Raw genomic sequence first — 25,318 nt, 5'->3', positions numbered from 1 at the left:
GGGAGGCACACCGTTACGGAACAAACCGGTTTCAGTGCACTCCTGTGACGGCTCTAAACTGTCCGCGTGACCGAGAACCCAGCGCAGCAGCCAGCCAGCAACCCCGAACTGCCGACCCAGTACACGCCGGCCGAGGTAGAGGGGAAGCTGTACGAGCGCTGGGTGGAACGCGGGTACTTCGAGGCGGACGCGAAGAGCGACAAGCCGCCGTTCACGATCGTCATCCCGCCGCCCAACGTCACCGGCTCGCTCCACCTGGGCCACGCCTTCGAGCACACGCTGATCGACGCCCTCGTCCGCCGCAAGCGCATGCAGGGCTTCGAGGCGCTGTATCAGCCGGGCATGGACCACGCCGGCATCGCCACCCAGAACGTCGTCGAGCGCGAACTCGGCAAGGAGGGCAAGTCCCGCCACGACCTGGGCCGCGAGGCGTTCGTGGAGCGCGTCTGGCAGTGGAAGAACGAGTCCGGCGGCCAGATCTCCGGCCAGATGCGTCGCCTCGGCGAGGGCGTCGACTGGACCCGCGAGCGGTTCACCATGGACGAGGGCCTGTCCAAGGCCGTCCAGACCATCTTCAAGCGGATGTACGACGACGAACTCATCTACCGCCGTGAGCGCATCGTCAACTGGTGCCCCCGGTGCCTCACCGCGATCTCGGACATCGAGGTCGAGTACCAGGAGGACGACGGCGAGCTCGTCTCCATGGCCTACGGCGAGGGCGACGAGACCATCGTCGTCGCCACCACCCGCGCCGAGACGATGCTCGGTGACACCGCCGTCGCCGTCCACCCGGACGACGAACGGTACAAGCACCTGGTCGGCAAGCAGATCAGGCTGCCGCTGACCGACCGCACCATCCCCGTCGTCGCCGACCACCATGTCGACCCGTCGTTCGGCACCGGTGCCGTCAAGGTCACCCCCGCTCACGACCCGAACGACTTCGAGATCGGGCAGCGCCACGACCTGCCCTTCCTCACCGTCCTGGACGAGCGCGCGGTCATCACCGTCCCCGGCCCCTTCGAGGGCCTGGACCGGATGGAGGCCCGCTCCGCGATCGTCGCCGCACTGCGCGCCGAGGGCCGGATCGTCGCCGAGAAGCGGCCGTACGTCCACTCCGTCGGCCACTGCTCGCGCTGCAAGACCACCGTCGAGCCCCGGCTGTCGATGCAGTGGTGGGTCAAGGTCGCCCCGCTCGCCAAGGCGGCCGGTGACGCCGTCCGCGATGGCAAGGTCCAGATCCACCCCCAGGAGATGGAGAAGCGCTACTTCGACTGGGTCGACAACCTCCACGACTGGTGCATCTCGCGCCAGCTCTGGTGGGGCCACCGCATCCCCGTCTGGCACGGCCCCGACGGCGAGATGGTCTGCGTCGGACCGGACGACGAGCCGCCCACCGGAGAGGGCTGGACCCAGGACAGCGATGTCCTGGACACCTGGTTCTCCTCCGGCCTGTGGCCGTTCTCCACGCTCGGCTGGCCCGAACAGACCGAGAGCCTCGCGAAGTTCTACCCGAACTCCGTCCTGGTCACCGGCTACGACATCCTCTTCTTCTGGGTCGCCCGGATGATGATGTTCGGTCTGTACATCAACAAGGACGTCCCGCCGTTCGAGAAGATCGTGCTGCACGGCATGGTCCGCGACGAGCACGGCAAGAAGATGTCGAAGTCCTTCGGTAACGTCGTCAACCCGCTGGACTGGATGGACAAGTACGGCTCCGACGCGCTGCGTTTCACGCTCGCGCGCGGTGCCAACCCGGGCACCGACGTCCCGATCGGCGAGGACTGGGTCCAGGGATCCGCGAAGTTCTCCAACAAGATCTGGAACGCGACCCGGTTCGCCCTGATGAACGGGGCGACGATCGAGGGTGAGCTGCCGTCCGCCGACGAGATGTCGGTGACCGACCGCTGGATCCTCTCCCGCCTGAACAAGACGGTCGCCGAAGTCGACGCGTACTACGAGGACTTCCAGTTCTCCAAGCTCAGCGAGGCGCTGCGGCACTTCGCCTGGGACGAGGTTTTCGACTGGTACGTCGAGCTGTCCAAGACCACGTTCTTCGGCGGCGGCCGACCGGCCGAGGTCTCCGGCCGGGTCCTGGGCGAGGTCCTCGACGTGATGCTGCGCCTGCTGCACCCCGTCGTCCCCTTCGTCACCGAGACCCTGTGGACCGCGCTCACCGGCCGCGAGTCCGTCGTCATCGCCGACTGGCCGAAGGCTGCGGTCGTTCCTGGCGCTGACGCGCCGGGCGGCTTCCGCGACGACGCCGCCGAGCGCGAGATCGAGCTCGTCCAGCAGGTCGTCACCGAGGTCCGCCGCTTCCGCTCCGACCAGGGCCTCCAGCCCGGCCAGAAGGTCCCCGCCGAGCTGACCCTGACCGGCACCCCGCTCGCCCCGCACGAGACGGCCATGCGGCAGCTGCTCCGGCTCCAGCCGGCCGGCGACGGCTTCCACGCCACCGCCTCGCTGCCCGTCGCCGGGGCGACCGTCGCGCTGGACCTGTCCGGCACGATCGACGTGGCGGCCGAGCGCAAGCGCCTGACCAAGGACCTGGAGGCGGCCCGCAAGGAGAAGGGCCAGGCCGAGGGCAAGCTCGGCAACGAGGCGTTCCTGGCCAAGGCCCCGGACAACGTGGTCGACAAGATCCGCGGCCGGCTCGCCAAGGCCGAGGCCGACATCGAGCGGATCACCGGCCAGCTGGCCGCCCTGCCGCAGAGCTGAGCCGCCCGCCGGAACGCACCCGGAGCCCCCGCACCCCTCACCCGTAGGGCGCGGGGGCTCCGGCGTGTCCGGCCCCCGGGCGGCTGCGCGCGATGTCCGCGGCCATCCGTAGACTGGCCCCGTGAGTGAGCCCCGCCCCGACCGGCCCGACGCGTCCGACCCCGACGACACCTTCGCGGAGATCGTCGACGAAGCGACCCAGCGCGACCCCGACCTGGCGGTGATCGAGGCCGGCAGCCGCACGCTGCGCGCCGCCTCGGGGCCGCCCCCCACCGATGAGGTCCCCGCCCGCCCCGCCGACCCGGAGGTCGACAGGGCGCTGCGCGCGGTGGAGCAGGAGCTCGCGGGCCGCTGGGGCGAGACCAAGCTGGAGCCGTCCGTCACGCGCATCGCCGCCCTGATGGACGTGCTCGGCGAGCCGCAGCGCGCGTACCCCTCGATCCACATCACCGGCACCAACGGCAAGACGAGCACCGCCCGCATGATCGAGGCGCTGCTCGGCGCCTTCGACCTGCGCACCGGCCGCTACACCTCGCCGCACGTCCAGTCGATCACCGAGCGGATCAGCCTCGACGGCGCCCCGATGGACCCGGAGCGGTTCGTCTCCACGTACGAGGACGTCAAGCCGTACGTCGAGATGGTCGACGCCCAGCAGCCCTACCGGCTCTCCTTCTTCGAGGTGCTCACCGGCATGGCGTACGCGGCCTTCGCCGACGCCCCGGTCGACGTCGCCGTCGTCGAGGTCGGCATGGGCGGCACCTGGGACGCGACCAACGTCATCGACGCCTCGGTCGCCGTGGTCACGCCCATCTCGCTCGACCACACCGACCGCCTGGGCTCCACGCCGGGCGAGATCGCGACGGAGAAGTCCGGGATCATCAAGCAGGGCGCGACGGTCATCCTCGCCCAGCAGCCCGTCGACGCCGCCCAGGTCATGCTGAAGAAGGCCGTCGAGGCCGACGCCACCGTGGCCCGCGAGGGCATGGAGTTCGGCGTGGTCTCCCGGGAGATCGCGGTCGGCGGCCAGCTGCTGACCCTGCGCGGCCTCGGCGGCGAGTACGACAACGTCTTCCTCCCGCTGTACGGCGCCCACCAGGCGCACAACGCGGTGGTGGCGCTCTGCGCGGTCGAGGCGTTCTTCGGCGTCGGCGCCGAGCAGCCCGGCGCACTGGACGCGGACATCGTGCGCTCGGCGTTCGCCTCGGTGATCTCGCCCGGCCGCCTCGAAGTCGTCCGCTCCAGCCCGACCGTCGTCCTGGACGCCGCGCACAACCCGGCCGGCGCCCGCGCCACCGCCGAGGGCCTGTCCGAGGCGTTCGGCTTCTCCCGGCTGATCGGAGTGGTCGGCGCCAGCGGCGACAAGGACGTGCGCGGGCTCCTGGAGGCCTTCGAGCCGATCTGCGCCGAGGTCGTCGTCACGCAGAACTCCACCCCGCGCGCGATGGACGCCGACGCCCTCGCGGCCGTCGCCGTCGAGGTCTTCGGCCACGACCGGGTGCAGGTCGAACCCCGGCTCGACGACGCGCTGGAGGCGGCGATCACCCTCGCCGAGGAAGAGGACGAGTACGCGGGCGCCGGAGTCCTGGTGACCGGTTCCGTGATCACGGTCGGCGAGGCCCGGCTGCTCCTGGGAAGGCGCTGACCATGCGCATGCTCTGTGCGTCCACGCTGATCGGCGAGTTCTTCGTGATCGGCTTCGCCGGACTCGTCGCGATGAAGTCGGACGACCTGACGAACGCCACGGTCTGGACGGTGTGCGGCATCGGGATGCTGGTCTCCGTGCTGCTGTGCGGCATGATCACCCGGCCCGGCGGCATCCAGCTCGGCTGGGCCCTCCAGGTCGCGCTGGTCGCGAGCGGCTTCGTGATCCCGGTGATGTTCGTCCTCGGCATCGCCTTCGGCGCGCTGTGGTGGGCCTCGGTGCACTACGGCCGCCGCATCGACGACGTGAAGGCCCGCTGGGCGGCCCAGGCGGAAGCGGAATCGCCCGCCGGCGGCTGACCCCCGCGCCGCCCCGGCCGCGCCCGCCACCGCAAACCCGGCGGCGGGCCCGTCGCCGGGCCCCTGTACTGTCGCCTCACCGCACCCGTATGCCTGCAAGGAGCCGCAGATGACCCAGCGCACCCTCGTTCTTCTCAAGCCCGACGCCGTCCGCCGCGGACTGGTCGGCGAGATCGTCGGCCGCATCGAGCGCAAGGCCGGCTGGAAGATCACGGCGCTGGAGCTGCGTACCCTGGACCGCGCCACGCTGGAGCAGCACTACTCCGAGCACGTCGGCCGCCCCTTCTACGAGCCGCTGGTCGAGTTCATGCAGTCGGGTCCCGTCGTCGCCCTGGTGGCCGAAGGCGAGCGGGTCATCGAGGGCGTCCGCGCCCTGGCCGGCCCCACCGACCCGATCGCCGCCGCGCCCGGCTCGATCCGCGGTGACTTCGGCACGATCACCCGGGAGAACCTCATCCACGCCTCGGACTCCGAGGAGTCCGCGGAGCGGGAAATGAAGCTGTTCTTCCCGGGCCTTTCCTGAACCGCGCTCAGCCGAACAGCGCTCATGACCTGGGGCGACCGAATTAATTCGGTCGCCCTTCGGCATAGGGTGTCCGATCGCGGGAACGCATCCCCCCGACGTAACGTCACCATGAGTGGAACGGCCACCCGTTCTGCCCAGCAGGGCGGCGTACCCTCGCGCTGTGTCGGTGCATCCGGCACTACGATGGAACCTTCCACGCCCGCAGCGCCCATCTCGCCTACCAAAACAAGCCATCCTCGCTTTCGCTTGGGAAGGCCCGACGCATCCTCATGGGGAACAAGGGGAACTCAATGTCGTTCATCGGCCGTGACATGGCTATCGACCTCGGGACTGCCAACACGCTGGTGTACGTCAGGGGGCGCGGCATCGTCCTGAACGAGCCGTCCGTCGTGGCCATCAACACCAACACCGGCGGAATCCTGGCGGTCGGCGCCGAGGCCAAGAAGATGATCGGCCGCACGCCCGGCAACATCGTCGCCGTACGGCCCCTGAAGGACGGCGTGATCGCCGACTTCGAGATCACGGAGCGGATGCTCCGCTACTTCATCCTGAAGATCCACAAGCGCCGCTACCTGGCCCGCCCCCGGGTCGTGGTCTGCGTGCCCTCCGGCATCACCGGAGTCGAGCGACGCGCCGTGATCGAGGCCTCCACGCAGGCCGGCGCCCGCCAGGTGCACATCATCGAGGAGCCCATGGCGGCGGCCATCGGCTCGGGCCTCCCCGTCCACGAGGCCACCGGCAACATGGTCGTCGACATCGGCGGCGGCACCACCGAGGTCGCCGTGATCTCGCTCGGCGGCATCGTCACCGCCCAGTCCATCCGGGTGGCCGGCGACGAACTGGACAACGCGATCATCCAGCACATCAAGAAGGAGTACTCGCTCCTCCTCGGGGAACGCACCGCCGAACAGATCAAGATCACCATCGGCTCGGCGTTCGAACTGGAGAAGGACGAGCACACCGAGATCCGCGGCCGCGACCTCGTCTCGGGCCTGCCCAAGACCGTGGTCATCTCGGCCGGCGAGGTCCGCAAGGCCATCGAGGAGCCGGTCAACGCGATCGTCGACGCGGTCAAGACGACGCTCGACAAGTGCCCGCCGGAGCTGTCCGGCGACGTCATGGACCGCGGCATCGTCCTCACCGGCGGCGGCGCCCTGCTGCGCGGCCTGGACGAGCGGCTGCGCAACGAGACCGGCATGCCGATCCACATCGCCGAGGACCCGCTGGACTCGGTGGCGCTCGGCTCCGGCAAGTGCGTCGAGGAGTTCGAGGCGCTCCAGCAGGTCCTGGACGCCCAGCCCCGACGCTAGTAACCCCACGGCCCTCCGCGCGGACGCTGCCGCTCCGCGCGGGGGACCGCCGACACACAGGCACGATCATTCCTACGAGGAAGGCACGGCCGCCGCACTGTGAGGGACACACGAGAGAGCCGGCTGCTCCTGGTGCTGCTGATCGCCATCGCGTTCGCACTGATCACGGTGGACATCCGCGGCGGTGAGGCGTCACCGGTGGACGGCGCCCGGCAGGCCGCCGCCACGGTCTTCGGACCCGTGGAGAACGGCGTGGCGTCGGCGGTCGACCCGGTGGGCAACGCCATAGGAGCGGTACGCGCCTCCGGCGCCCGCCACGACAAGATCGCCACGCTGGAGAAGCAGAACGCCGAGCTGAAGGCCAAGCTCGGCAGCGACGACCGCAACCGCAGCCGCGTCCGCCAGCTGGACGACATGCTGAAGAAGTCGGCCACCGGCCAGTACGGCATCAAGGCCGCGGAGGTCATCGCCATAGGAGCGGCCCAGGGCTTCTCCTGGACGGTCACCATCGACGCGGGCTCCAAGGACGGCGTCAAGCGCGACATGACCGTCCTCAACGGGGACGGGCTCGTCGGCCGCGTCACCACCGTCGGCCCGGACACCTCCACGGTGCTCCTCGCCAACGACCCCGACTTCACCGTCGGCACCCGGATGGAGTCCACCGACGAGCTGGGCTTCGCCACCGGACAGGGCTCCCGGCCGCTGGCGGTGCAGTTCCTCAACGGCAAGGCCAAGGTCAAGAAGGGCGACCGGCTCGTCACGTTCGGCTCCAGCAAGGACAAGCCGTTCGTGCCCGGCGTCCCGGTCGGCGAGGTCGTCCGTGTCGACCCGTCGGGCGGCGACCTCACCCGTACCGTCTACGTCCGCCCGTACGTCGGCTTCACCAAGCTCGACATCGTCGGCATCGTCGTCCAGGCCCCGCGCGAGGACCCCCGCGACATGGTCCTGCCGAAGAAGCCGAAGGCGCCCGCCAAGCCGAAGCCCACCCCGACCGTCACCGTCACCATCTCGCCCAACGGCGACATCGTCGACACCGAGGGCAACGTGGTCGGCAACACCCACGAGAGCCCGAGCCCCAGCGGGAACGCCACCCCGAACGCCGACAACGCGGTCAACGAACAGAGGTAGAGCTGATCCCCATGCACGTCAACCGGACCCTGCTCTCCATCGTTCTGGTCGTATTCGCCCTCGTCGTCCAGGTGTCGGTCCTGGCCCGGCTCCAGCTCCCCGGCGCCGTACCCGACCTGCTGCTCATGGTCGTCCTCGGCCTTGCCTTCGTCTACGGACACGTCAGCGGCGCACTCATCGGCTTCGGCGCGGGCCTCCTCGCCGACCTCGCGCCCCCCGCCGACCACGCCGCCGGGCGCTACGCCCTGGTCCTCTGCGTCATCGGCTACCTCGCGGGCCTCGCGCGGCCGGAGAACGGCCAGCTCAAGTCCGCGTTCCTGCCGATGGCCGTGGTCGTCGCGGCGGCGATCGGGTCGACCCTGCTGTACGCGGGCGTCGGCGCCCTCGTCGGCGACACGGCGGCCCGTCACGTGGGCCTCGGCAGCCTGCTGTTCACCGCCGCGGTGTACGACCTGCTGCTCGCGCCGTTCACCGTGCCGCTCATCATGGCGCTCGCCAGACGTACGGTGAACGACCCCGTCGCCGAGTCCTCGTCGGGCCGCGGCGACGTGGCGGCCGGCTGGCTCGCGGCGGGGACCGGGCTGCGGATCGGCGGCCAGCGCGGCGGACTGCGCGTGAAGGCGGCCCGCAACCGGGCGGCACGCGCCGGACGGATCAAGGGAGTCAAGCGACTGTGAGGCTGCATTCCGCCGGGCCGAACCCCCGGCACCACGCCGGGCCCCGGCCCCGGAACACCACCGGGGGCGCCCCGTGAGCAACATCCCCGAGACGGGCCGGACCCAACGCGTCCAGATCCGGCTCATCGTCATCCAGGTCCTCGTCTTCTCACTGCTCCTCACCCTCGGCGGCCGCCTCTGGTACCTCCAGATCCGCAACGGCCAGGAATACTCCGACGAGGCGAAGAACAACCACGTCCAGCAGGTCGTCCAGCCCGCCGCCCGCGGCTCCATCCTCGACGCGCGCGGCGTACCCCTCGCCGACAACGAGACCCGCCTCGTGGTCTCCGCCAGCCGCACCGACCTCATGAAGATGGACGACGACGGCAAGGCCGTGCTGACCCGGCTCGCCGGCGTGCTCGACATGAAGCCGAAGGACGTCTTCGACAAGGTCAGGCTCTGCGACGCCAAGACCCCGCAGCCCTGCTGGAACGGTTCGCCCTACCAGCCGATCCCCGTCACCGACGAGGCCACCACCCAGCAGGCCCTGACGATCCGCGAGCGCGCCGAGGACTTCCCCGGCATCACCGCGGAGCCCACCGCCGTACGCCGCTACCCCGCGCCCGGCAAGGCCAACACCGCCCAGGTCCTCGGCTACCTCTCGCCCGTCACCGACGAGGAGATCACCAAGGCCCAGGACAGCGAGTCGCCGTACCTGCGCTCCGACATGGTCGGCCGCTCCGGCCTCGAGCGCACGTACGACAAGGAGCTCCGCGGCAAGGCCGGCGTCACCCGCTACGAGGTCGACAACCTCGGCCGGGTCATCGGCCAGGCCAAGAACGACAAGGCGGAGGCCGGCGCCAGCGTCGTCACCTCCATCGACGCCCGCGTCCAGGCCGTCGCCGAGTACGAACTCAACGACGCCATGAAGAAGGCCCGCCTGGAGTTCGACCACAACACCGGCGAGAACTACAAGGCGGACTCCGGGGCCGTCGTCGTCATGGAGGCCAAGACCGGCCGGGTCGTCGCCATGGCCTCCCTGCCCAACTACGACCCCAACGCCTGGGTCGGCGGCATCTCCGCCAAGGACTACGCCGACCTCACCGGCAAGAAGTCCAACTTCCCGCTGCTGAACCGGGCCATCCAGGGCCAGGCCGCCCCCGGCTCCATCTTCAAGGTCATCTCCTCGACCGCCGCCGTCAACGCCGGCTACCCCTTCGACGGCCACTACCCCTGCCCCAGCTCGTACTCCATCGGCGGGCAGACCTTCACCAACTACGAATCCCAGGGCTACGGCGACATCACCATCGGCCGCGCCCTGGAGGTCTCCTGCGACACCGTCTACTACGGCCTCGCGCACAAGGAGTGGCTGAAGGACGGCGGCAACAACCCCAAGAAGCACCCCAACGACTGGTTCTACAAGACCGCCCACCAGTTCGGCCTCGGCAAGGAGACCGGCATCGACCTCCCCAACGAGGTCACCGGCCGCGTCCCCGACCGCGAGTGGAAGAAGAACTTCGCCAAGGCCAACCACGACGCCTGGTGCAAGCAGGGCAAGAAGGACGGCACGTACGTCGAGAAGATCGCCTACGAGAACTGCCTCGAAGGCGACAAGATGCGCGCCGGTGACTCCGTCAACTACTCCATCGGCCAGGGCGACACACTCGTCACCCCGATCCAGATGGCCACCATCTACGCGGCCATCTCCAACGGCGGCACGCTCTACGACCCCACCGTCGGCAAGGCGATCGTCAGCGGCGACGGCAAGACCGTCCAGGAGATCGAGCCCGAGTCGCACGGCAAGCTGCCCTTCACCAAGAAGACGCGCAACGAGATAGACCAAGCCCTCGCGGGTGTCGCGACCCGCGGTTCGGCCGCCTGGCGATTCGGCGGCTGGCCGCAGGACAAGATCCCGATGCACGCCAAGACGGGCACCGCCGAGGTCTACGGCAAGCAGACGACCTCCTGGTTCGCCACGTACACCAAGGACTACTCGATCGTCATGACGATCTCCCAGGGCGGTACGGGTTCCGGCGCGTCCGGGCCCGCCGTCCGCAACATCTACAACGCGCTCTACGGGCTCGACGCCACCGGCAAGCAGGACCTCAAGAAGGCCCTCCTGCCCACCCCCCAGAAGGGCCTGCCGAAGGTCCGGACGGACGGCACCATCGACGCCCCGACGGTCAAGCCCTACGACCCCGCCTCGCAGAAGCCGCCCACCGAGCAGACGCTCGCCGCAGTGCTGGGGAGGCGCGACTGATGGCCGGATTCTCCGTCCCGCGCTACGGCCCCGAGCGGTCCGGCTGGGGCCGGCTCATGGCACGCGACTCCGTCGTGCGCCGGCTCGACTGGCCGCTCCTAGGCTCGGCGCTCGCCCTCTCCTTCATCGGCTCGCTGCTGGTCTGGTCGGCGACCCGGGGACGCGACTCGCTGACCCACGGCGACCCGTACTACTTCCTCATCCGGCACGCCCTCAACACCGGCATCGGCATAGCGCTGATGATCGGCACGGTCTGGCTCGGCCACCGCACCCTGCGCGGCGCGGTGCCGGTCCTGTACGGGCTGTCCGTGCTCCTGGTGATGGTGGTCCTCACCCCGCTGGGCGCCACGGTCAACGGCGCGCACGCCTGGATCCTGCTGCCCGGCGGGTTCTCCCTCCAGCCCTCCGAGTTCACCAAGATCACCATCATCCTGGGCATGGCGATGCTGCTCGCCGCCCGCGTCGACGCCGGCGACCAGGACCACCCCGACCACCGGACCGTCGCCAAGGCCCTCGGCCTGGCGGCCCTCCCGATGGCCGTCGTCATGGGGATGCCGGACCTCGGCTCCGTGATGGTCATGGTCGTCATCGTGCTCGGCGTGCTGCTCGCCTCCGGCGCGTCCAACCGCTGGGTCTTCGGGCTCCTCGGCGCGGGCGTGGCCGGGGCGGTCGCCATCTGGCAGCTCGGACTGCTCGACGACTACCAGATCGCCCGCTTCGCCGCCTTCGCCAACCCGGCGCTCGACCCCGCCGGCGTCGGCTACAACACCAACCAGGCCCGCATCGCGATCGGCTCCGGCGGCCTGCACGGCACCGGCCTCTTCCAGGGCACCCAGACCACCGGGCAGTTCGTCCCCGAGCAGCAGACCGACTTCGTCTTCACGGTCGCCGGCGAGGAACTCGGCTTCCTCGGCGCCGGGCTCATCCTCGTCCTGCTCGGCGTCGTCCTGTGGCGCGCCTGCCGCATCGCCCGCGAGACCACCGAGCTGTACGGCACGATCGTCGCCGCCGGGATCATCGCCTGGTTCGCCTTCCAGGCCTTCGAGAACATCGGCATGACGCTCGGCATCATGCCGGTCGCCGGCCTCCCGCTGCCGTTCGTCTCCTACGGCGGCTCCTCGATGTTCGCCGTCTGGGTGGCCGTCGGCCTGCTCCAGTCGATCCGGGTGCAACGGCCGATAACGGCCTGAGCGTCGAGCCGCAGCGGGTTAGATTCGATACATGGCGGACTCCAAGCGCGAGGTCGAGCGGAAGTACGAAGCCACGGACGCCACCCGGCTGCCCGACCTGGGCCGGGCGGCCGGGGTCGGGGCCGTCGAACACGAGGGCGTCATGGAACTCGACGCCGTCTACTACGACACCGATGACCTGCGCCTCGCCGCCGCCAAGGTCACCCTCCGCCGCCGCACCGGCGGCTCGGACGCCGGCTGGCACCTGAAACTCCCCGTCGCCGCGGGCGTCCGCGACGAGATCCGGGCCCCGCTCTCCGAGAGCGTGCCGGACCGCCTTACCGCCCTGATCCGCTCCCGGGTCCTGGACACCCCCGTCGTCCCCGTGGTCCGGCTCGTCTCCACCCGCGACGTCCATGTGCTCACCGGCCCCGACGGCACGCCCCTGGCCGAGCTCAGCGTCGACGAGGTCCTCGCGGAGCGGCTGCACGGCGGGGACCGCACCGCGGCCTGGACCGAGATCGAGGTCGAGCTCGCCGACGACGGCGACCCCGCCTTCCTCGACACCGTCGGCCGCGCGCTGGAGGAGGCCGGCATCCGGCCCTCCGCGGCCCACTCCAAGCTCGCCCGCGCCCTGGAGGAGACGGCGCCCGACGCCGCGCGCCCCCGGGAGGACGAGCCGCGCACCACCGGCGACCACGTCCTCCTCCACGTACGCCGCCAGGCCGAGGCGATCGTGGCGCTCGACCCCGCAGTGCGGCGGGGACTGCCCGACTCCGTGCACAAGATGCGCGTCGCCACCCGCCGGCTGCGCAGCGCCCTGCGCACGTACCGCCGCGTCCTGGACCGCGAGGCCACCCGCGCCCTCGGCACCGAGCTGAAGTGGCTCGCGGGGGAGCTGGGCGTCGACCGCGACCAGGAGGTCCTGGACGCCCGGCTGCGCGCCCGGATCGACGAGCTGCCCCGCACGCTGGCCATCGGGCCGGTCGAGGCGCGGCTGCAGCTCCGGTCGGCGGCGGCCCGCAGCGGTTCGCGCCGGCGCACCACCGCCGTCCTGGACTCCCCGCGCTACCTGGACCTGCTGCGGGCCCTGGAGGCCCTGCTCGCCGATCCGCCGCTGCTGCCCGGGGCGGACGCCCCGCCCGGCGACGAGCTGACCCGCGCCGTCCGCAAGGACCACAAGCGCCTCGCCGGACGGGTGGCCCACGCCCTGGAGCTGAACCCCGGGCCGGACCGGGACGCCGCCCTGCACAGCGCCCGCAAGGCCGCGAAAAGGGCCCGGTACGCGGCGGAGGCCGCCCGCCCCGCCCTGGGGAAGCCCGCGAAGAAGGCCGCCAAGCGGCTCAAGGCCGTACAGAGCCTCCTCGGCGACCACCAGGACGGCGTCGTCGCCCGCGAGACCCTGCGCGCCCTGGCCGTACAGGCGCACGCGGCGGGCGAGCCGTCGTTCACCTGGGGACTGGTGTACGGGCGCGAGGAGGCGGCCGCCGCGGAGGGCGAGCGCGAGCTGCCCGGGGTGTGGCACCGGGCGGCCCGGGCCCGTATCCGGCGGTCCTCCAGAAGCTGAGCAGCGAGGTACGCTGGATGGTCACCCCTGCCGGCTCTCGAAAGTTCGCGATGTCTGTCGATTCGGTCTTCCCACAGCTCGAAGCTCTGCTCCCGCATGTGCAGAAGCCCATCCAGTACGTCGGCGGTGAGCTGAACTCCACCGTCAAGCCGTGGGACGAGTGCGACGTCCGCTGGGCGCTGATGTACCCGGACGCGTACGAGGTCGGGCTGCCCAACCAGGGCGTCATGATCCTGTACGAGGTACTCAACGAGCGCCAGGGCGTCCTCGCCGAGCGCACCTACAGCGTCTGGCCGGACCTCGAAGCGCTGATGCGCGAGCACCGGGTGCCGCAGTTCACCGTGGACAGCCACCGCCCGGTCAACGCGTTCGACGTCTTCGGGCTCAGCTTCTCCACCGAGCTGGGCTACACCAACATGCTCACCGCCCTGGACCTCGCCGGCATCCCGCTGGCCGCCAAGGACCGGGACATCGACGACCCGATCGTGCTCGCGGGCGGCCACGCCGCGTTCAACCCGGAGCCGATCGCGGAGTTCATCGACTGCGCGGTCATCGGCGACGGCGAGCAGGCGGTCCTGGAGATCACCGAGATCGTCCGCGCCTGGAAGGCCGAGGGCCGCCCCGGCGGTCGCGAGGAGGTGCTGTTCCGCCTCGCGAGGACCGGCGGCGTGTACGTCCCCGGCTTCTACGACGTGGAGTACCTCCCGGACGGCCGCATCGGCCGCGTCGTACCGAACAAGTCGGGTGTGCCGTGGCGGGTGTCCAAGCACACCGTCATGGACCTCGACGAGTGGCCCTACCCGAAGCAGCCGCTGGTCCCGCTCGCCGAGACCGTCCACGAGCGGATGTCCGTGGAGATCTTCCGCGGCTGCACCCGCGGCTGCCGTTTCTGCCAGGCCGGCATGATCACGCGCCCCGTGCGGGAGCGAAGCATCACCGGCATCGGCGACATGGTGGAAGCCGGCCTCAAGGCGACCGGCTTCGAGGAGGTCGGCCTGCTCTCGCTGTCCTCCGCCGACCACACCGAGATCGGTGAGATCGCCAAGGGCCTCGCGGACCGCTACACGGACGACAAGATCGGCCTCTCGCTGCCGTCCACCCGTGTCGACGCGTTCAACGTGGACCTGGCCAACGAGCTGACCCGCAACGGCCGCCGTTCCGGTCTCACCTTCGCCCCCGAGGGCGGCTCCGAGCGCATGCGCAAGGTCATCAACAAGATGGTCTCGGAGGAGGACCTGATCCGCACGGTCGCCACCGCGTACGGCAACGGCTGGCGGCAGGTGAAGCTGTACTTCATGTGCGGGCTGCCCACCGAGACCGACGAGGACGTCCTCCAGATCGGCGACATGGCGGTCAACGTGATCGCCAAGGGCCGCGAGGTCTCCGGGCAGAACGACATCCGCTGCACGGTCTCCATCGGCGGCTTCGTGCCAAAGCCGCACACCCCGTTCCAGTGGGCGCCGCAGCTCTCCGCCGAGGAGACCGACGCCCGCCTCGGCAAGCTCCGGGACAAGATCCGCGGCGACAAGAAGTACGGCCGCTCGATCGGCTTCCGCTACCACGACGGCAAGCCCGGCATCGTCGAGGGCCTGCTCTCGCGCGGCGACCGCCGGGTCGGCTCCGTCATCCGCGCGGTCTACGAGGCCGGCGGCCGGTTCGACGGCTGGCGCGAGTACTTCAGCTACGACCTGTGGATGAAGAGCGCCGAGGCGACGCTGCCGGACTTCGGCGTGGACGTCGACTGGTACACCACCCGCGAGCGGACCTACGAGGAGGTCCTGCCCTGGGACCACCTGGACTCGGGCCTCGACAAGGACTGGCTCTGGGAGGACTGGCAGGACTCGCTCGACGAGACCGAGGTCGAGGACTGCCGCTGGACCCCGTGCTTCGACTGCGGGGTGTGCCCGCAGCTCTCCACGAGTATCCAGATCGGCCCCACCGGCAAGAAGCTCCTGCCGCTGACGGTCGTGAAGTGACCGCCGGCGTGTGACAGCTCGGTGACGAAGGCCCGGTCCGGGGAAACTCCCGGCCGGGCCTTCGCGTCATTGAGGGCATGGAACAGGGAAAGCACCGGGCACCGGCGGAGTACGGCGCCCATCAGGCGCCCGCGCACTACGAGGGCGGTGACGGCTGCCTCACCACGCTGATCCGGATCCCGGTCCGGATCGTGGTGCTCCTCGTCGTCCTGCCGGTCCGGATGCTGTGGGACGCACTCGTCGTCACCGCCCGCGCCGCCGAACGGGTGCTGCTCCGGCCGCTCGGACGCGCCCTGGCCTGGCTCTTCGACGTGCTGGTGGCGGTGCCGGCGCGGTGGCTGTGGCGGTACGTGTGCGTCCCGCTGGGGCACGCGCTGGTGTGGCTGGCGCGGGCGGTGTTCGTCTGGCCGTGGGTCGCGCTCTGGCGCTACGTCGTGGTGCCCGTGGTGCGGTACGGGATCGTCCTGCCGCTCCAATGGGCGTACGCGCATCTGCTCACCCCGCTCGGCCACGGGCTGCGCTGGGTAAACCGCGAGGTGCTGGTCCCGGTGGTGCGGTGGCTGGGCACCGGACTGAAGTGGCTGCTCGCCGTGGTGCTCGTGCTGCCGGTGGTGCTGCTGTGGCGGTACGTCCTGGTGCCCGTCGGGCTCGCCGTGGCCTGGCTGGTCCGGTATCTGATCGTGGTCCCGCTCGTGTGGACGTACCGGAACGTGCTCACCCCGGTGGGCCATGGCATCGCCTGGGCGCTGGATCTGCTGATCCGGGGGATCGAGGTGTTCTTCCGGGGGCTGGGCATCGCCCTGCGGTGGCTGGTCGTCACGCTGCTCGTGGCCCCCGTCGTCCTGGTGTACCGGCACGTCCTGACCCCGGTGGGCCGCGAGGTCGCCGCCGCGCTCGGTGTCGCCTGGCGCGTCGCCGGGTTCGTCTCGCGGGCCGTCGGCCGGGGGATCGCCTGGTTCGCCCGGAACCTGATCGCCGCGCCGGTGCGCTGGGCGTACCGCACGGTGTGCGTTCCGGTCGGCCATGCGGTACGGGGCGCGGTCCTGGTTCCCGTCGGGCGCGGGCTCCGGGCGGTCGGCCGCACGGCCCGGCAGACGCTGCGCGCGGCCCGGGAAACGATCAGGCAGGCGCGCCGCGACGCATGGCGCGCGCTGGTCGGCGGGCCCGCCGAACATGAGCCCGGGGAACTCGGAAGCCCCCTTGCGCGTACTCTGGGTAGTGCAACGACCGTGCCCAGCGCGGTGCCCGGACCAGAGATCTCCCCGCTCCCGGAGAAATCCGCACAGCAGGGGTGAGCCGGTCCGGACCCCCGGGCCACCCGTATTTCGAGGGCGGCGCGCCACCGCGCCCGCCCCGCACCGAGGAGAAGAACCACTGGGCAAGCGACAGCCCGAAGGCCCGCCGCCCGCACCGGCGGTGCAGCGCATCCGACTGCGCTACACCAAGCGCGGCCGCCTCCGGTTCACCAGCCACCGCGACTTCCAGCGTGCCTTCGAGCGGGCGCTGCGCCGCTCCCAGGTACCCATGGCCTACTCGGCGGGCTTCACCCCCCACCCCAAGGTGTCGTACGCCAACGCCGCCCCCACCGGTACGGGCAGCGAGGCCGAGTTCCTGGAGATCGCCCTCACCGAAGCCCGTGATCCGGGCGTCCTGCGTGAGCTGCTCAACGACTCCATGCCGGACGGTCTGGACATCACGGACGCCGTCGAGGCCCGCACCTCGGGTCTCGCCGACCGGCTGACCGCCTCCATCTGGGAGATCCGCCTCGACGGGGTGACCCCGCAGGACGCGGAGAAGGCCGTTTCCGCCTTCAACGCGGCGGAGACCGTCGAGGTCGAGCGCCGCACGAAGAACGGCATGCGGGCCTTCGACGCCCGTTCCGCCGTGGTCGACCTCAAGACCCTCGATCTTCCGGCTGATAGGTCCGGTGACAGGGCCTGTGCGATACTGCGGCTGGTTGTTCGGCACGTGACACCTGCCGTACGGCCTGACGACGTCCTGTCCGGTCTCCGCGTTGTGGCCGACCTGGCGCCGCCGGTCCCCGCAGCGGTGACCAGGCTGGCGCAGGGGCTCTTCGACGAGGAGTCCGGCACGGTGACCGACCCGCTCGCGCCCGACCGCGAGGCAGCCCCGGCCGCATCAACCACGGCCACCGGGACCGCCGTCGCGACGGCGCCGGAAGGTTCAGGTTCCGCGTAAGGCGGTCGTTGTAGCGCAGCCCTCGCGCTCGGGAGCCACCTGGGCCGGGCCGCGCGCTGACCCATAAGACTTTCGCCAGGCCGTCCGCACACCGCGGACGGAACCGGCGAGCCAGACATTCAGCTCCCGTGCGGCGCCCGCGCCCCGGACGGCGGTGCCGCGAACACCAAGCGGACCGAGCCGGACCGGAATCAGGTGCGGCGCCCGGGAGCGCGACGGGAGAAACGCCCGCATGCCCCAGCCGAACGAATCCGGCACCGCCGGGAACGCAGAGGACAACAACACCCCCGGGGACAAGCTGCCGCCGCGCCGCAGGCGCCGCGCCGCTTCCCGCCCCGCCGGCCCGCCGTCCGCGGGCGAGCGCGCCGCCGCCGACGCGTCGGCCATACCGGCCGTTGACGCCGGAGAGTCCCCGAACAGCGCGGAACCGGCCGCCGAGGCCACCCCGGCCCGCCCCCGCCGCCGCGCGGTCCGCAAGGCCACCTCCCCGGTCGGCGCGCCGCAGGCCGCCGAGCCGGCCGAGACCGTCGAGTCCGCTCCGGCCGCCGCCGAGCCGGTCACCGAGGAGCCCGCGGCCGAGGCGCCGCGTACCCGCCGCCGTGCGGTCCGCAAGGCCACATCGCCCGCCGGCGCGCCCGAGAAGGCCGCCGAGAAGGCCGCCGAGGAGGAGGCCCCCGTGGTGGAGAGCTCCGAGCCCGCCGCCGAGCCCGTGGCAGAGGCGCCCCGCGCCCGCCGCCGTGCCGTGCGCAAGGCCACGTCCCCCGCCGGTGCGCCCAAGGCCGCCGAGCCGGCCGAGATCGTCGAGGAGGCCCCCGTGGTGGAGAACCCCGAGCCCGCCGCCGAGTCCGCGGCCCCGGCACGCCCCCGCCGTCGCGCGGTCCGCAAGGCCACGTCCCCGGCCGGTGCGCCCAAGGCCGCCGAGCCCGTGGAGATCGTGGCCGAGGCCGCGCAGGCCCCCGAGCCCGCCGCTGCCGAGCCGGCCGCCGAGCCCGTCGAGGCGGCCCCCCGCGGCCGCACCCGCCGCCGCGCCTCCGCCCCGGCCGGTGCCCCGCAGGCCACCCCCGTGGAGCCGGCCGCCGAGGTCACCGACGAGACGGAAGATGCGGAGGAGACCGAAGAGGTCACCGAGCCGGTCGCCGCCGAGCCGGTCGCCGACGAGACGCCCGCCGAGGCCCCCCGCGGCCGCCGCCGCGCCACCCGCAAGGCGACGTCCCCGGCCGGTGCGCCGAAGGCCGCCGAGGAGAAGCCGGCCGAGCAGCCCGCCGAGGCCCAGGCCGGTGAGAGCCTGCCCGAGGCCGCCGTGGAGGAGCTGGCCGCCGAGCCCGTCGAGGTCGAGGAGGCCGCCCCGCGCGGCCGTCAGCGCCGCCGGGCCACCGCCGCCGCCGGCCGCCCCGAGTTCACCGCCAAGGCCGAGGAGCCCGCGCGCCGGAGCCGTCGGGCCACCCGCCCGGCCGTCGCCGTCTTCCAGGCGCCGGTCTTCGCCGAGCCGATGTTCCAGACCCCGGAGACCGCGGCCGCCGCAGCGGCTGCCGCCTCGCCCGAGGAGGAGCCGGAGGACGAGATCACCCCGGCCCAGGAGGAGCGGACCGCGCCCGCCGAGGCCGCGCCCGCCGAGGCCGCGTCCCAGGGTGGTTCGCGCCGCCGTCGCCGCCGTCGCGGTGAGGCCGCCGAGACCGACACCACCGAGGCCGTGCCCGCCGCCCAGGCGCCGGAGCAGGCCGAGGACGGGCAGGAGCCGGAGGCCGCGGCCGAGCAGGACGGCGAGGACTCCGACGAGTACGGCGACCGCCCGTCGCGCCGCCGTCGCCGGGGCGGCCGTCGCCGTCGCCGGGGCGAGGCCGCCGACGACGAGTCCGCCGAGGCGCAGCACGCGGACGACGCGGACCACGCCGAGGACGAGCACGAGGCCGCCCAGGAGTCCGAGGACGAGGGCGACGAGGAGGACGACGAGCACGAGTCCGCCGCCTCCGGCACGAGCAGCAGCCGCCGTCGCCGGCGCCGCCGTCGTCGTAGCGGTGACACGGTGTCCGACGCCGGGAACGGCTCGGACGACCCGGAGCGCACGGTCGTCAAGGTCCGGGAGCCCCGCAAGAAGGAGGAGCGGGAGCCCGGCACCGGCTTCGACGAGGTCCAGTCCATCAAGGGCTCGACCCGCATGGAGGCCAAGAAGCAGCGCCGCCGCGAGGGGCGTGAGCAGGGCCGCCGCCGGGTGCCGATCATCACCGAGGCGGAGTTTCTGGCGCGCCGCGAGGCCGTCGAGCGCGTCATGGTCGTCCGCCAGAGCGGTGAGCGCACCCAGATCGGCGTCCTCGAGGACAACGTGCTCGTCGAGCACTACGTCAACAAGGAGCAGGCCACCAGCTACGTCGGCAACGTCTACCTGGGCAAGGTCCAGAACGTGCTGCCGTCCATGGAGGCCGCGTTCGTCGACATCGGCAAGGGCCGCAACGCCGTCCTGTACGCCGGTGAGGTCAACTTCGAGGCGCTCGGCATGGCCCACGGGCCGCGCCGTATCGAGACCGCGCTGAAGTCCGGCCAGTCCGTCCTGGTCCAGGTCACCAAGGACCCGATCGGCCACAAGGGCGCCCGACTGACCAGCCAGGTCTCGCTGCCCGGCCGCTACCTGGTCTACGTGCCCGAGGGCTCGATGACGGGGATCAGCCGCAAGCTGCCCGACACCGAGCGCGCCCGGCTGAAGACCATCCTCAAGAAGATCGTCCCCGAGGACGCGGGCGTCATCGTGCGCACCGCCGCCGAGGGCGCGAGCGAGGACGAGCTGCGCCGCGACGTCGAGCGGCTGCAGCAGCAGTGGGAGGACATTCAGAAGAAGTCGAAGAGCACCGGCAGCTCCAACGCGCCGACGCTCCTGTACGGCGAGCCGGACATGACCGTCCGGGTCGTCCGCGACATCTTCAACGAGGACTTCTCCAAGGTCATCGTCAGCGGCGACGACGCGTGGGAGACCATCCACGGGTACGTCTCGCACGTGGCGCCCGACCTGACGGACCGGCTGTCGCGGTGGACCTCCGAGGTCGACATCTTCGCGACGTACCGGATCGACGAGCAGCTCATGAAGGCGCTGGACCGCAAGGTCTACCTGCCGAGCGGCGGCTCGCTGGTGATCGACAAGACCGAGGCGATGGTCGTCGTCGACGTCAACACCGGCAAGTTCACCGGCCAGGGCGGCAACCTGGAAGAGACCGTCACCAAGAACAACCTGGAGGCGGCCGAGGAGATCGTGCGCCAGCTGCGGCTGCGCGACCTCGGCGGCATCGTGGTCGTCGACTTCATCGACATGGTGCTCGAGTCCAACCGGGACCTGGTGCTGCGGCGCCTCCTGGAGTGCCTGGGCCGTGACCGTACGAAGCACCAGGTCGCCGAGGTCACCTCGCTGGGCCTGGTCCAGATGACCCGCAAGCGGGTCGGCCAGGGGCTGCTGGAGTCCTTCTCCGAGACCTGCGTCCACTGCAACGGCCGCGGTGTGATCGTCCACATGGAACAGCCCGCCTCGCAGGGCGGCGGTGGCAGCGGCAAGCGCTCCAAGAAGCGCCGCGGCGGCGTCGGCCAGGACCACGGCCACGAGCACGACCACGGTCACGAGCACGCCGTCGAGGTGGAGGCCGAGACCGAGGCCGAGGTGGCCGCGGAGGTCGCCGCGCCGGTGGCCCTGCCCGAGCCGGAGTTCGTCCCGGACGAGGAGCTGTACAGCAGTGCCGCCGAGGCCGAGGCGGCCGTGGCGCGCGGTCGTGGCCGCCGCCGGGCGACCCGCAAGGCGTCGGCCCCGGCCGGTGCCCCGAAGTCCGCCGCCGCCCCGGCACAGGAGATCGTGGCCGAGCCGGCCGCGGAGCCCGTCGCGGCCCCGGAGCCGGTGGCCGAGACGCCCGCCGAGGCACCTCAGGGCCGTACGCGCCGCCGGGCGACCCGCAAGGCGACCGCCCCGGCGGGTTCGCCGGCCCCGGCCGAAGCGGTCGTGGCCGAGCCCGCCCCGGCGGCCGAGCCCGCGCCGGCCGCCGCCGAGGAGCCGGCCCAGGGCCCCGACCCGGTCGCCGCCGAGGACCCGGTCGTCGAGGCGTCGCACGCCGAGGCCCCGGCCGAGGAGTCCGCCGCGCCGCCGCGTGTCCGGCGCCGCGCCACCCGCAAGGTGAGCGCGCCCGCCGGTTCGCCCACGGGCGCCGAGGAGGCCGCCGTGGTCGTGGTGGAGGCCCCCGAGGCCGAGCCCGAGGCCGAGCCCGAGGCGGCTCCGGCCAAGAAGGCGGCCCGCAAGACCGCCAAGAAGGCCACGGCCAAGAAGGCGGCCGTGAAGAAGACCGCGGCCAAGAAGACCGCCGCGAAGAAGACGACGGCCAAGAAGGCGGCGGCGAAGAAGACGGTGGCTGCGGAGCAGAGCGGCTCGTCCGTCACGGCCGCGGCCGACGAGGCCTGACCTCCTCGTACCGTGCGCGGCGCGGTCCGGCCGGTCCCTTCCGGGGCCGGCCGGCCGCGTCGCGGCGCCGGGCCGCTCCTGCCCCCGACACGAAAGCCCCGAGATGCGCAAGATCCAGAAGGCCGTCATACCGGCCGCCGGGCTCGGCACCCGGTTCCTGCCGGCGACGAAGGCGACTCCCAAGGAGATGCTGCCGGTCGTGGACAAGCCGGCGATCCAGTACGTCGTGGAGGAGGCCGCCGCCGCGGGCCTGAGCGACGTCCTGATGATCACCGGGCGCAACAAGCGGGCGCTGGAGGACCACTTCGACCGGAACTACGAGCTGGAGTCGGCGCTCACCCGCAAGGGCGACGCCCAGCGACTGGTCCGGGTCCAGGAGTCGAGCGACCTCGCGACCATGCACTACGTCCGCCAGGGCGACCCGCGCGGCCTCGGCCACGCCGTCCTGTGCGCGGAGCCCCATGTGGGGGACGAGCCGTTCGCGGTGCTGCTCGGTGACGACCTGATCGACCCGCGCGACCCGCTGCTGACCAGGATGACCGAGATCCGGGAGCGCGAGGGCGGCAGCGTCGTCGCGCTGATGGAGGTGGCGCCCGAACAGAGCCACCTCTACGGGTGCGCGGCGGTGGAGCCCACCCCGGACGGCGACGTCGTACGGGTGACCGGCCTGGTCGAGAAGCCGGACCCGGGCGACGCCCCCAGCAATCTGGCGGTCATCGGCCGCTATGTCCTGGACCCCGCCGTCTTCGGGGTGCTGCGCGAGACCGAGCCGGGCCGGGGCGGCGAGATCCAGCTGACCGACGCGCTGCAGCAGCTGGCCGCCGACGAGAAGCTCGGCGGTCCGGTGCACGGCGTGGTCTTCCGGGGCCGCCGCTACGACACCGGCGACCGCGGCGACTATCTGCGGGCCATCGTCCGCCTCGCCTGCGAGCGCGAGGACCTGGGCCCCGACTTCCGTACCTGGCTGCGCGACTACGTGGCGTCGGAACTCTGACCCGCCCGCAGGGCCCCGTACTCCTGATCCCAGACACCCGTACCACCGCATTGAGGAGAACCCCATGATCGGCATGATTCTGGCCGCCGGCGCCGGCCGCCGTCTGCGCCCCTACACCGACACGCTTCCCAAGGCCCTGGTGCCCGTCGGGCCCGAGGGCGACGAGGAGAGCCTGACCGTCGTCGACCTGACGCTCGGCAACTTCGCCGAGGTCGGCCTGACCGAGGTCGCGATCATCGTGGGCTACCGCAAGGAGGCCCTGTACGAGCGCAAGGCGGCGCTGGAGGCCAAGTACGGCGTCAGCATCACGCTGATCGACAACGACAAGGCCGAGGAGTGGAACAACGCCTACTCCCTGTGGTGCGGCCGGGACGCCCTCAAGGACGGCGTGATCCTCGCCAACGGAGACACCGTGCACCCGGTCTCCGTCGAGAAGACGCTGCTGGCCGCGCGCGGTGACGGCAAGAAGATCATCCTCGCCCTCGACACGGTGAAGACCCTCGCCGACGAGGAGATGAAGGTCGTCGTGGAGGAGGGCAAGGGCGTCCGGCGGATCACCAAGCTCATGGACCCGTCCGAGGCGACCGGCGAGTACATCGGCGTCACCCTCATCGAGGGCGAGGCGGCCGAGGAGCTGGCCGACGCGCTGAAGACCACCTTCGAGCGCGACCCGGACCTGTACTACGAGGACGGCTACCAGGAGCTCGTCAACCGCGGCTTCAAGGTCGACGTGGAGCCGATCGGCGACGTGCGGTGGGTCGAGATCGACAACCACGAGGACCTGGCCAAGGGCAGGAAGATCGCGTGCCTGTACTGACCCGGCTGATACCCGCGCCGGTCGTCGTCGACATCCGGGCCGGGGCTCTCGCGGATCTGGCGGGCGTCCTCGCCGATCAGCGGATCTCCGGCTCGGGCAAGCTGGCGGTCGCGATCAGCGGGGGGTCCGGCCGGGCCCTGCGGGAACGGCTCTCGGACGGCCTGCCGGGCGCCTCCTGGTTCGAGGTGGGCGGCGGCACGCTGAACGACGCCGTCAAGCTCGCCGAGTCCATGAAGTCCGGCCGGTACGACGCCGTGGTGGGCCTCGGCGGTGGCAAGATCATCGACTGCGCCAAGTTCGCCGCGGCGCGCGTCGGGCTGCCCCTGGTCGCCGTCGCGACGAACCTGTCCCACGACGGGCTCTGCTCCCCGGTGGCGACGCTGGACAACGACGCGGGCCGTGGCTCCTACGGCGTGCCGAACCCGATCGCCGTGGTCATCGACCTCGACGTCATCCGCGAGGCCCCCGCCCGCTTCGTACGGTCCGGGATCGGGGACGCGCTCTCCAACATCTCCGCCGTCGCGGACTGGGAGCTGGCCCACCGGGTCAACGGCGAGGACATCGACGGCCTGGCCGCCGCTATGGCCCGGCAGGCCGGCGAGGCCGTGCTGCGCCACCCCGGCGGCCTGGACGACGACACGTTCCTCCAGGTGCTGGCCGAGGGCCTGGTGCTCACCGGGATCTCCATGTCGGTGGCCGGTGACAGCCGCCCGGCCTCCGGCGCCTGCCACGAGATCAACCACGCGTTCGACCTGCTCTTCCCGCAGCGGGCCGCCAGCCACGGTGAGCAGTGCGGGCTGGGCGCGGCGTTCGCCATGCATCTGCGCGGCGCCGTCCAGGAATCCGTCCGGATGACCGAGGTGCTGCGGCGCCACGGGCTTCCGGTGACCGCCGAGGACATGGGCTTCGATGTGGCGGAGTTCGTACGGGTGGTGGCGTTCGCGCCGAAGACCCGGCCGGGCCGCTACACGATCCTGGAGCACCTGAACCTGTCCGAGGACGGCATCAGGGACGCGTACGCCGAGTACGTGAGAAGCGCCGCGGTCTGAGGGGCCGGGCCCGGTTTGACCGGCTGTGCCGGGCCCCGTAACCTTGACCGTCGGCGTTTGTTCGCCACACCTCTGAGCACCGACCTCCCGCTCGTACGGGAGAGGCCGCTCGTCCACTCCGGATCGTCATGGGTCTCAAGGACCCGTGTGAGCGGCTGGCATCAGGGGTTTCCGTTTCGAGTGAGAGTGAGATCCGCGTGTACGCCATCGTGCGCAGCGGTGGCCGCCAGCACAAGGTTGCTGTCGGCGACATCGTTGAGGTTGACAAGATTTCCACTGCCAAGGTTGGCGACACGGTAGAGCTCTCTACCCTGCTCGTTGTCGACGGCGACGCCGTGACCAGCGACCCGTGGGTGCTCGACGGCATCAAGGTCCAGGCCGAGGTCGTGGACCACCACAAGGGCGCGAAGATCGACATCCTTCGCTACAAGAACAAGACCGGCTACCGCCGTCGCCAGGGTCACCGCCAGCAGTACACGGCGATCAAGGTCACCGGTATCCCCGCGGCTGCGAAGTAAGGGACTGAGA

General features: G+C 71.7%; 18 protein-coding genes. All 18 read left to right on the top strand.

What is annotated here, in order from left to right; all coding sequences use genetic code 11:
* Nucleotides 1-66 precede the first annotated feature (66 nt).
* The 18 genes from OG242_RS09535 to rplU all read left to right on the top strand — a co-directional run bounded on the left by OG242_RS09535 (nt 67) and on the right by rplU (nt 25,308).
* Nucleotides 67-2,715 (top strand): valine--tRNA ligase, encoded by a 2,649-nt coding sequence (locus tag OG242_RS09535; protein ID WP_405897733.1) that lies wholly within the window; start codon nt 67-69, stop codon nt 2,713-2,715.
* 121 nt (nt 2,716-2,836) lie between these two features.
* Nucleotides 2,837-4,357 (top strand): bifunctional folylpolyglutamate synthase/dihydrofolate synthase, encoded by a 1,521-nt coding sequence (locus tag OG242_RS09530; protein ID WP_405897732.1) that lies wholly within the window; start codon nt 2,837-2,839, stop codon nt 4,355-4,357.
* A 2-nt stretch (nt 4,358-4,359) separates the two neighbouring features.
* A complete protein-coding gene (locus OG242_RS09525) occupies nt 4,360-4,716 on the top strand; it encodes a DUF4233 domain-containing protein (protein ID WP_405897731.1) in 357 nt (118 codons plus the stop codon).
* A gap of 109 nt (nt 4,717-4,825) precedes the next feature.
* A complete protein-coding gene (gene ndk, locus OG242_RS09520) occupies nt 4,826-5,239 on the top strand; it encodes a nucleoside-diphosphate kinase (RefSeq protein ID WP_405897730.1) in 414 nt (137 codons plus the stop codon).
* Between the two features lie 293 nt (nt 5,240-5,532).
* Nucleotides 5,533-6,552 (top strand): rod shape-determining protein, encoded by a 1,020-nt coding sequence (locus tag OG242_RS09515; RefSeq protein WP_405897729.1) that lies wholly within the window; start codon nt 5,533-5,535, stop codon nt 6,550-6,552.
* A 99-nt stretch (nt 6,553-6,651) separates the two neighbouring features.
* Complete coding sequence (mreC, locus tag OG242_RS09510; RefSeq protein ID WP_405897728.1) at nt 6,652-7,680, top strand: rod shape-determining protein MreC; 1,029 nt, start codon at nt 6,652-6,654, stop codon at nt 7,678-7,680.
* 11 nt (nt 7,681-7,691) lie between these two features.
* Entirely contained in the window at nt 7,692-8,357 is a 666-nt protein-coding gene (mreD, locus tag OG242_RS09505; RefSeq protein ID WP_405897727.1) for a rod shape-determining protein MreD, read from the top strand.
* A gap of 73 nt (nt 8,358-8,430) precedes the next feature.
* Nucleotides 8,431-10,596 (top strand): penicillin-binding protein 2, encoded by a 2,166-nt coding sequence (gene mrdA, locus OG242_RS09500; RefSeq protein ID WP_405897726.1) that lies wholly within the window; start codon nt 8,431-8,433, stop codon nt 10,594-10,596.
* Nucleotides 10,596-11,786, top strand: a complete 1,191-nt coding sequence (gene rodA / locus OG242_RS09495) for a rod shape-determining protein RodA (protein WP_405897725.1) — start codon at nt 10,596-10,598, stop codon at nt 11,784-11,786. Before mrdA ends, rodA begins: the two co-directional genes overlap by 1 nt.
* A gap of 31 nt (nt 11,787-11,817) precedes the next feature.
* Nucleotides 11,818-13,332 (top strand): CHAD domain-containing protein, encoded by a 1,515-nt coding sequence (locus OG242_RS09490; RefSeq protein ID WP_405897724.1) that lies wholly within the window; start codon nt 11,818-11,820, stop codon nt 13,330-13,332.
* 50 nt (nt 13,333-13,382) lie between these two features.
* Nucleotides 13,383-15,308, top strand: a complete 1,926-nt coding sequence (locus tag OG242_RS09485) for a TIGR03960 family B12-binding radical SAM protein (RefSeq protein WP_405897723.1) — start codon at nt 13,383-13,385, stop codon at nt 15,306-15,308.
* 77 nt (nt 15,309-15,385) lie between these two features.
* Nucleotides 15,386-16,603 (top strand): hypothetical protein, encoded by a 1,218-nt coding sequence (locus OG242_RS09480; RefSeq protein WP_405897722.1) that lies wholly within the window; start codon nt 15,386-15,388, stop codon nt 16,601-16,603.
* Between the two features lie 121 nt (nt 16,604-16,724).
* On the top strand, nt 16,725-17,507 hold the full coding sequence (locus tag OG242_RS09475) for a TIGR03936 family radical SAM-associated protein (RefSeq protein ID WP_405897721.1): 783 nt from the start codon (nt 16,725-16,727) through the stop codon (nt 17,505-17,507).
* A gap of 232 nt (nt 17,508-17,739) precedes the next feature.
* Complete coding sequence (locus OG242_RS09470) at nt 17,740-21,930, top strand: Rne/Rng family ribonuclease (protein WP_405897720.1); 4,191 nt, start codon at nt 17,740-17,742, stop codon at nt 21,928-21,930.
* 103 nt (nt 21,931-22,033) lie between these two features.
* Entirely contained in the window at nt 22,034-22,924 is an 891-nt protein-coding gene (gene galU / locus OG242_RS09465; RefSeq protein ID WP_405897719.1) for a UTP--glucose-1-phosphate uridylyltransferase GalU, read from the top strand.
* Nucleotides 22,925-22,988: 64 nt separating this feature from the next.
* Nucleotides 22,989-23,741, top strand: coding sequence for a sugar phosphate nucleotidyltransferase (locus tag OG242_RS09460; RefSeq protein WP_405897718.1), 753 nt, complete (start codon nt 22,989-22,991; stop codon nt 23,739-23,741).
* Nucleotides 23,729-24,790 (top strand): iron-containing alcohol dehydrogenase family protein, encoded by a 1,062-nt coding sequence (locus OG242_RS09455; protein ID WP_405897717.1) that lies wholly within the window; start codon nt 23,729-23,731, stop codon nt 24,788-24,790. The genes OG242_RS09460 and OG242_RS09455 overlap by 13 nt, the downstream gene beginning before the upstream one ends.
* Nucleotides 24,791-24,987: 197 nt before the next feature.
* A complete protein-coding gene (gene rplU / locus OG242_RS09450; RefSeq protein WP_014045903.1) occupies nt 24,988-25,308 on the top strand; it encodes a 50S ribosomal protein L21 in 321 nt (106 codons plus the stop codon).
* The last annotated feature ends 10 nt before the right edge of the window (nt 25,309-25,318 follow it).

The organism is Streptomyces sp. NBC_00727 (assembly GCF_045161745.1).
In the GTDB taxonomy this organism is placed as follows: Bacteria; Actinomycetota; Actinomycetes; order Streptomycetales; family Streptomycetaceae; genus Streptomyces.
This window is presented reverse-complemented; position numbering and strand designations above follow the sequence as displayed.

Excerpts from the sequence above, each read along its gene's own strand:
- OG242_RS09525 (WP_405897731.1), top strand. The coding sequence starts at position 4,360 with ATGCGCATGCTCTGTGCGTCCACGCTGATCGGCGAGTTCTTCGTGATC.
- ndk (WP_405897730.1), top strand. The coding sequence starts at position 4,826 with ATGACCCAGCGCACCCTCGTTCTTCTCAAGCCCGACGCCGTCCGCCGC.
- OG242_RS09515 (WP_405897729.1), top strand. The coding sequence starts at position 5,533 with ATGTCGTTCATCGGCCGTGACATGGCTATCGACCTCGGGACTGCCAAC.
- mreD (WP_405897727.1), top strand. The coding sequence starts at position 7,692 with ATGCACGTCAACCGGACCCTGCTCTCCATCGTTCTGGTCGTATTCGCC.
- rodA (WP_405897725.1), top strand. The coding sequence starts at position 10,596 with ATGGCCGGATTCTCCGTCCCGCGCTACGGCCCCGAGCGGTCCGGCTGG.
- OG242_RS09490 (WP_405897724.1), top strand. The coding sequence starts at position 11,818 with ATGGCGGACTCCAAGCGCGAGGTCGAGCGGAAGTACGAAGCCACGGAC.
- OG242_RS09485 (WP_405897723.1), top strand. The coding sequence starts at position 13,383 with ATGTCTGTCGATTCGGTCTTCCCACAGCTCGAAGCTCTGCTCCCGCAT.
- OG242_RS09480 (WP_405897722.1), top strand. The coding sequence starts at position 15,386 with ATGGAACAGGGAAAGCACCGGGCACCGGCGGAGTACGGCGCCCATCAG.
- OG242_RS09470 (WP_405897720.1), top strand. The coding sequence starts at position 17,740 with ATGCCCCAGCCGAACGAATCCGGCACCGCCGGGAACGCAGAGGACAAC.
- galU (WP_405897719.1), top strand. The coding sequence starts at position 22,034 with ATGCGCAAGATCCAGAAGGCCGTCATACCGGCCGCCGGGCTCGGCACC.
- OG242_RS09460 (WP_405897718.1), top strand. The coding sequence starts at position 22,989 with ATGATCGGCATGATTCTGGCCGCCGGCGCCGGCCGCCGTCTGCGCCCC.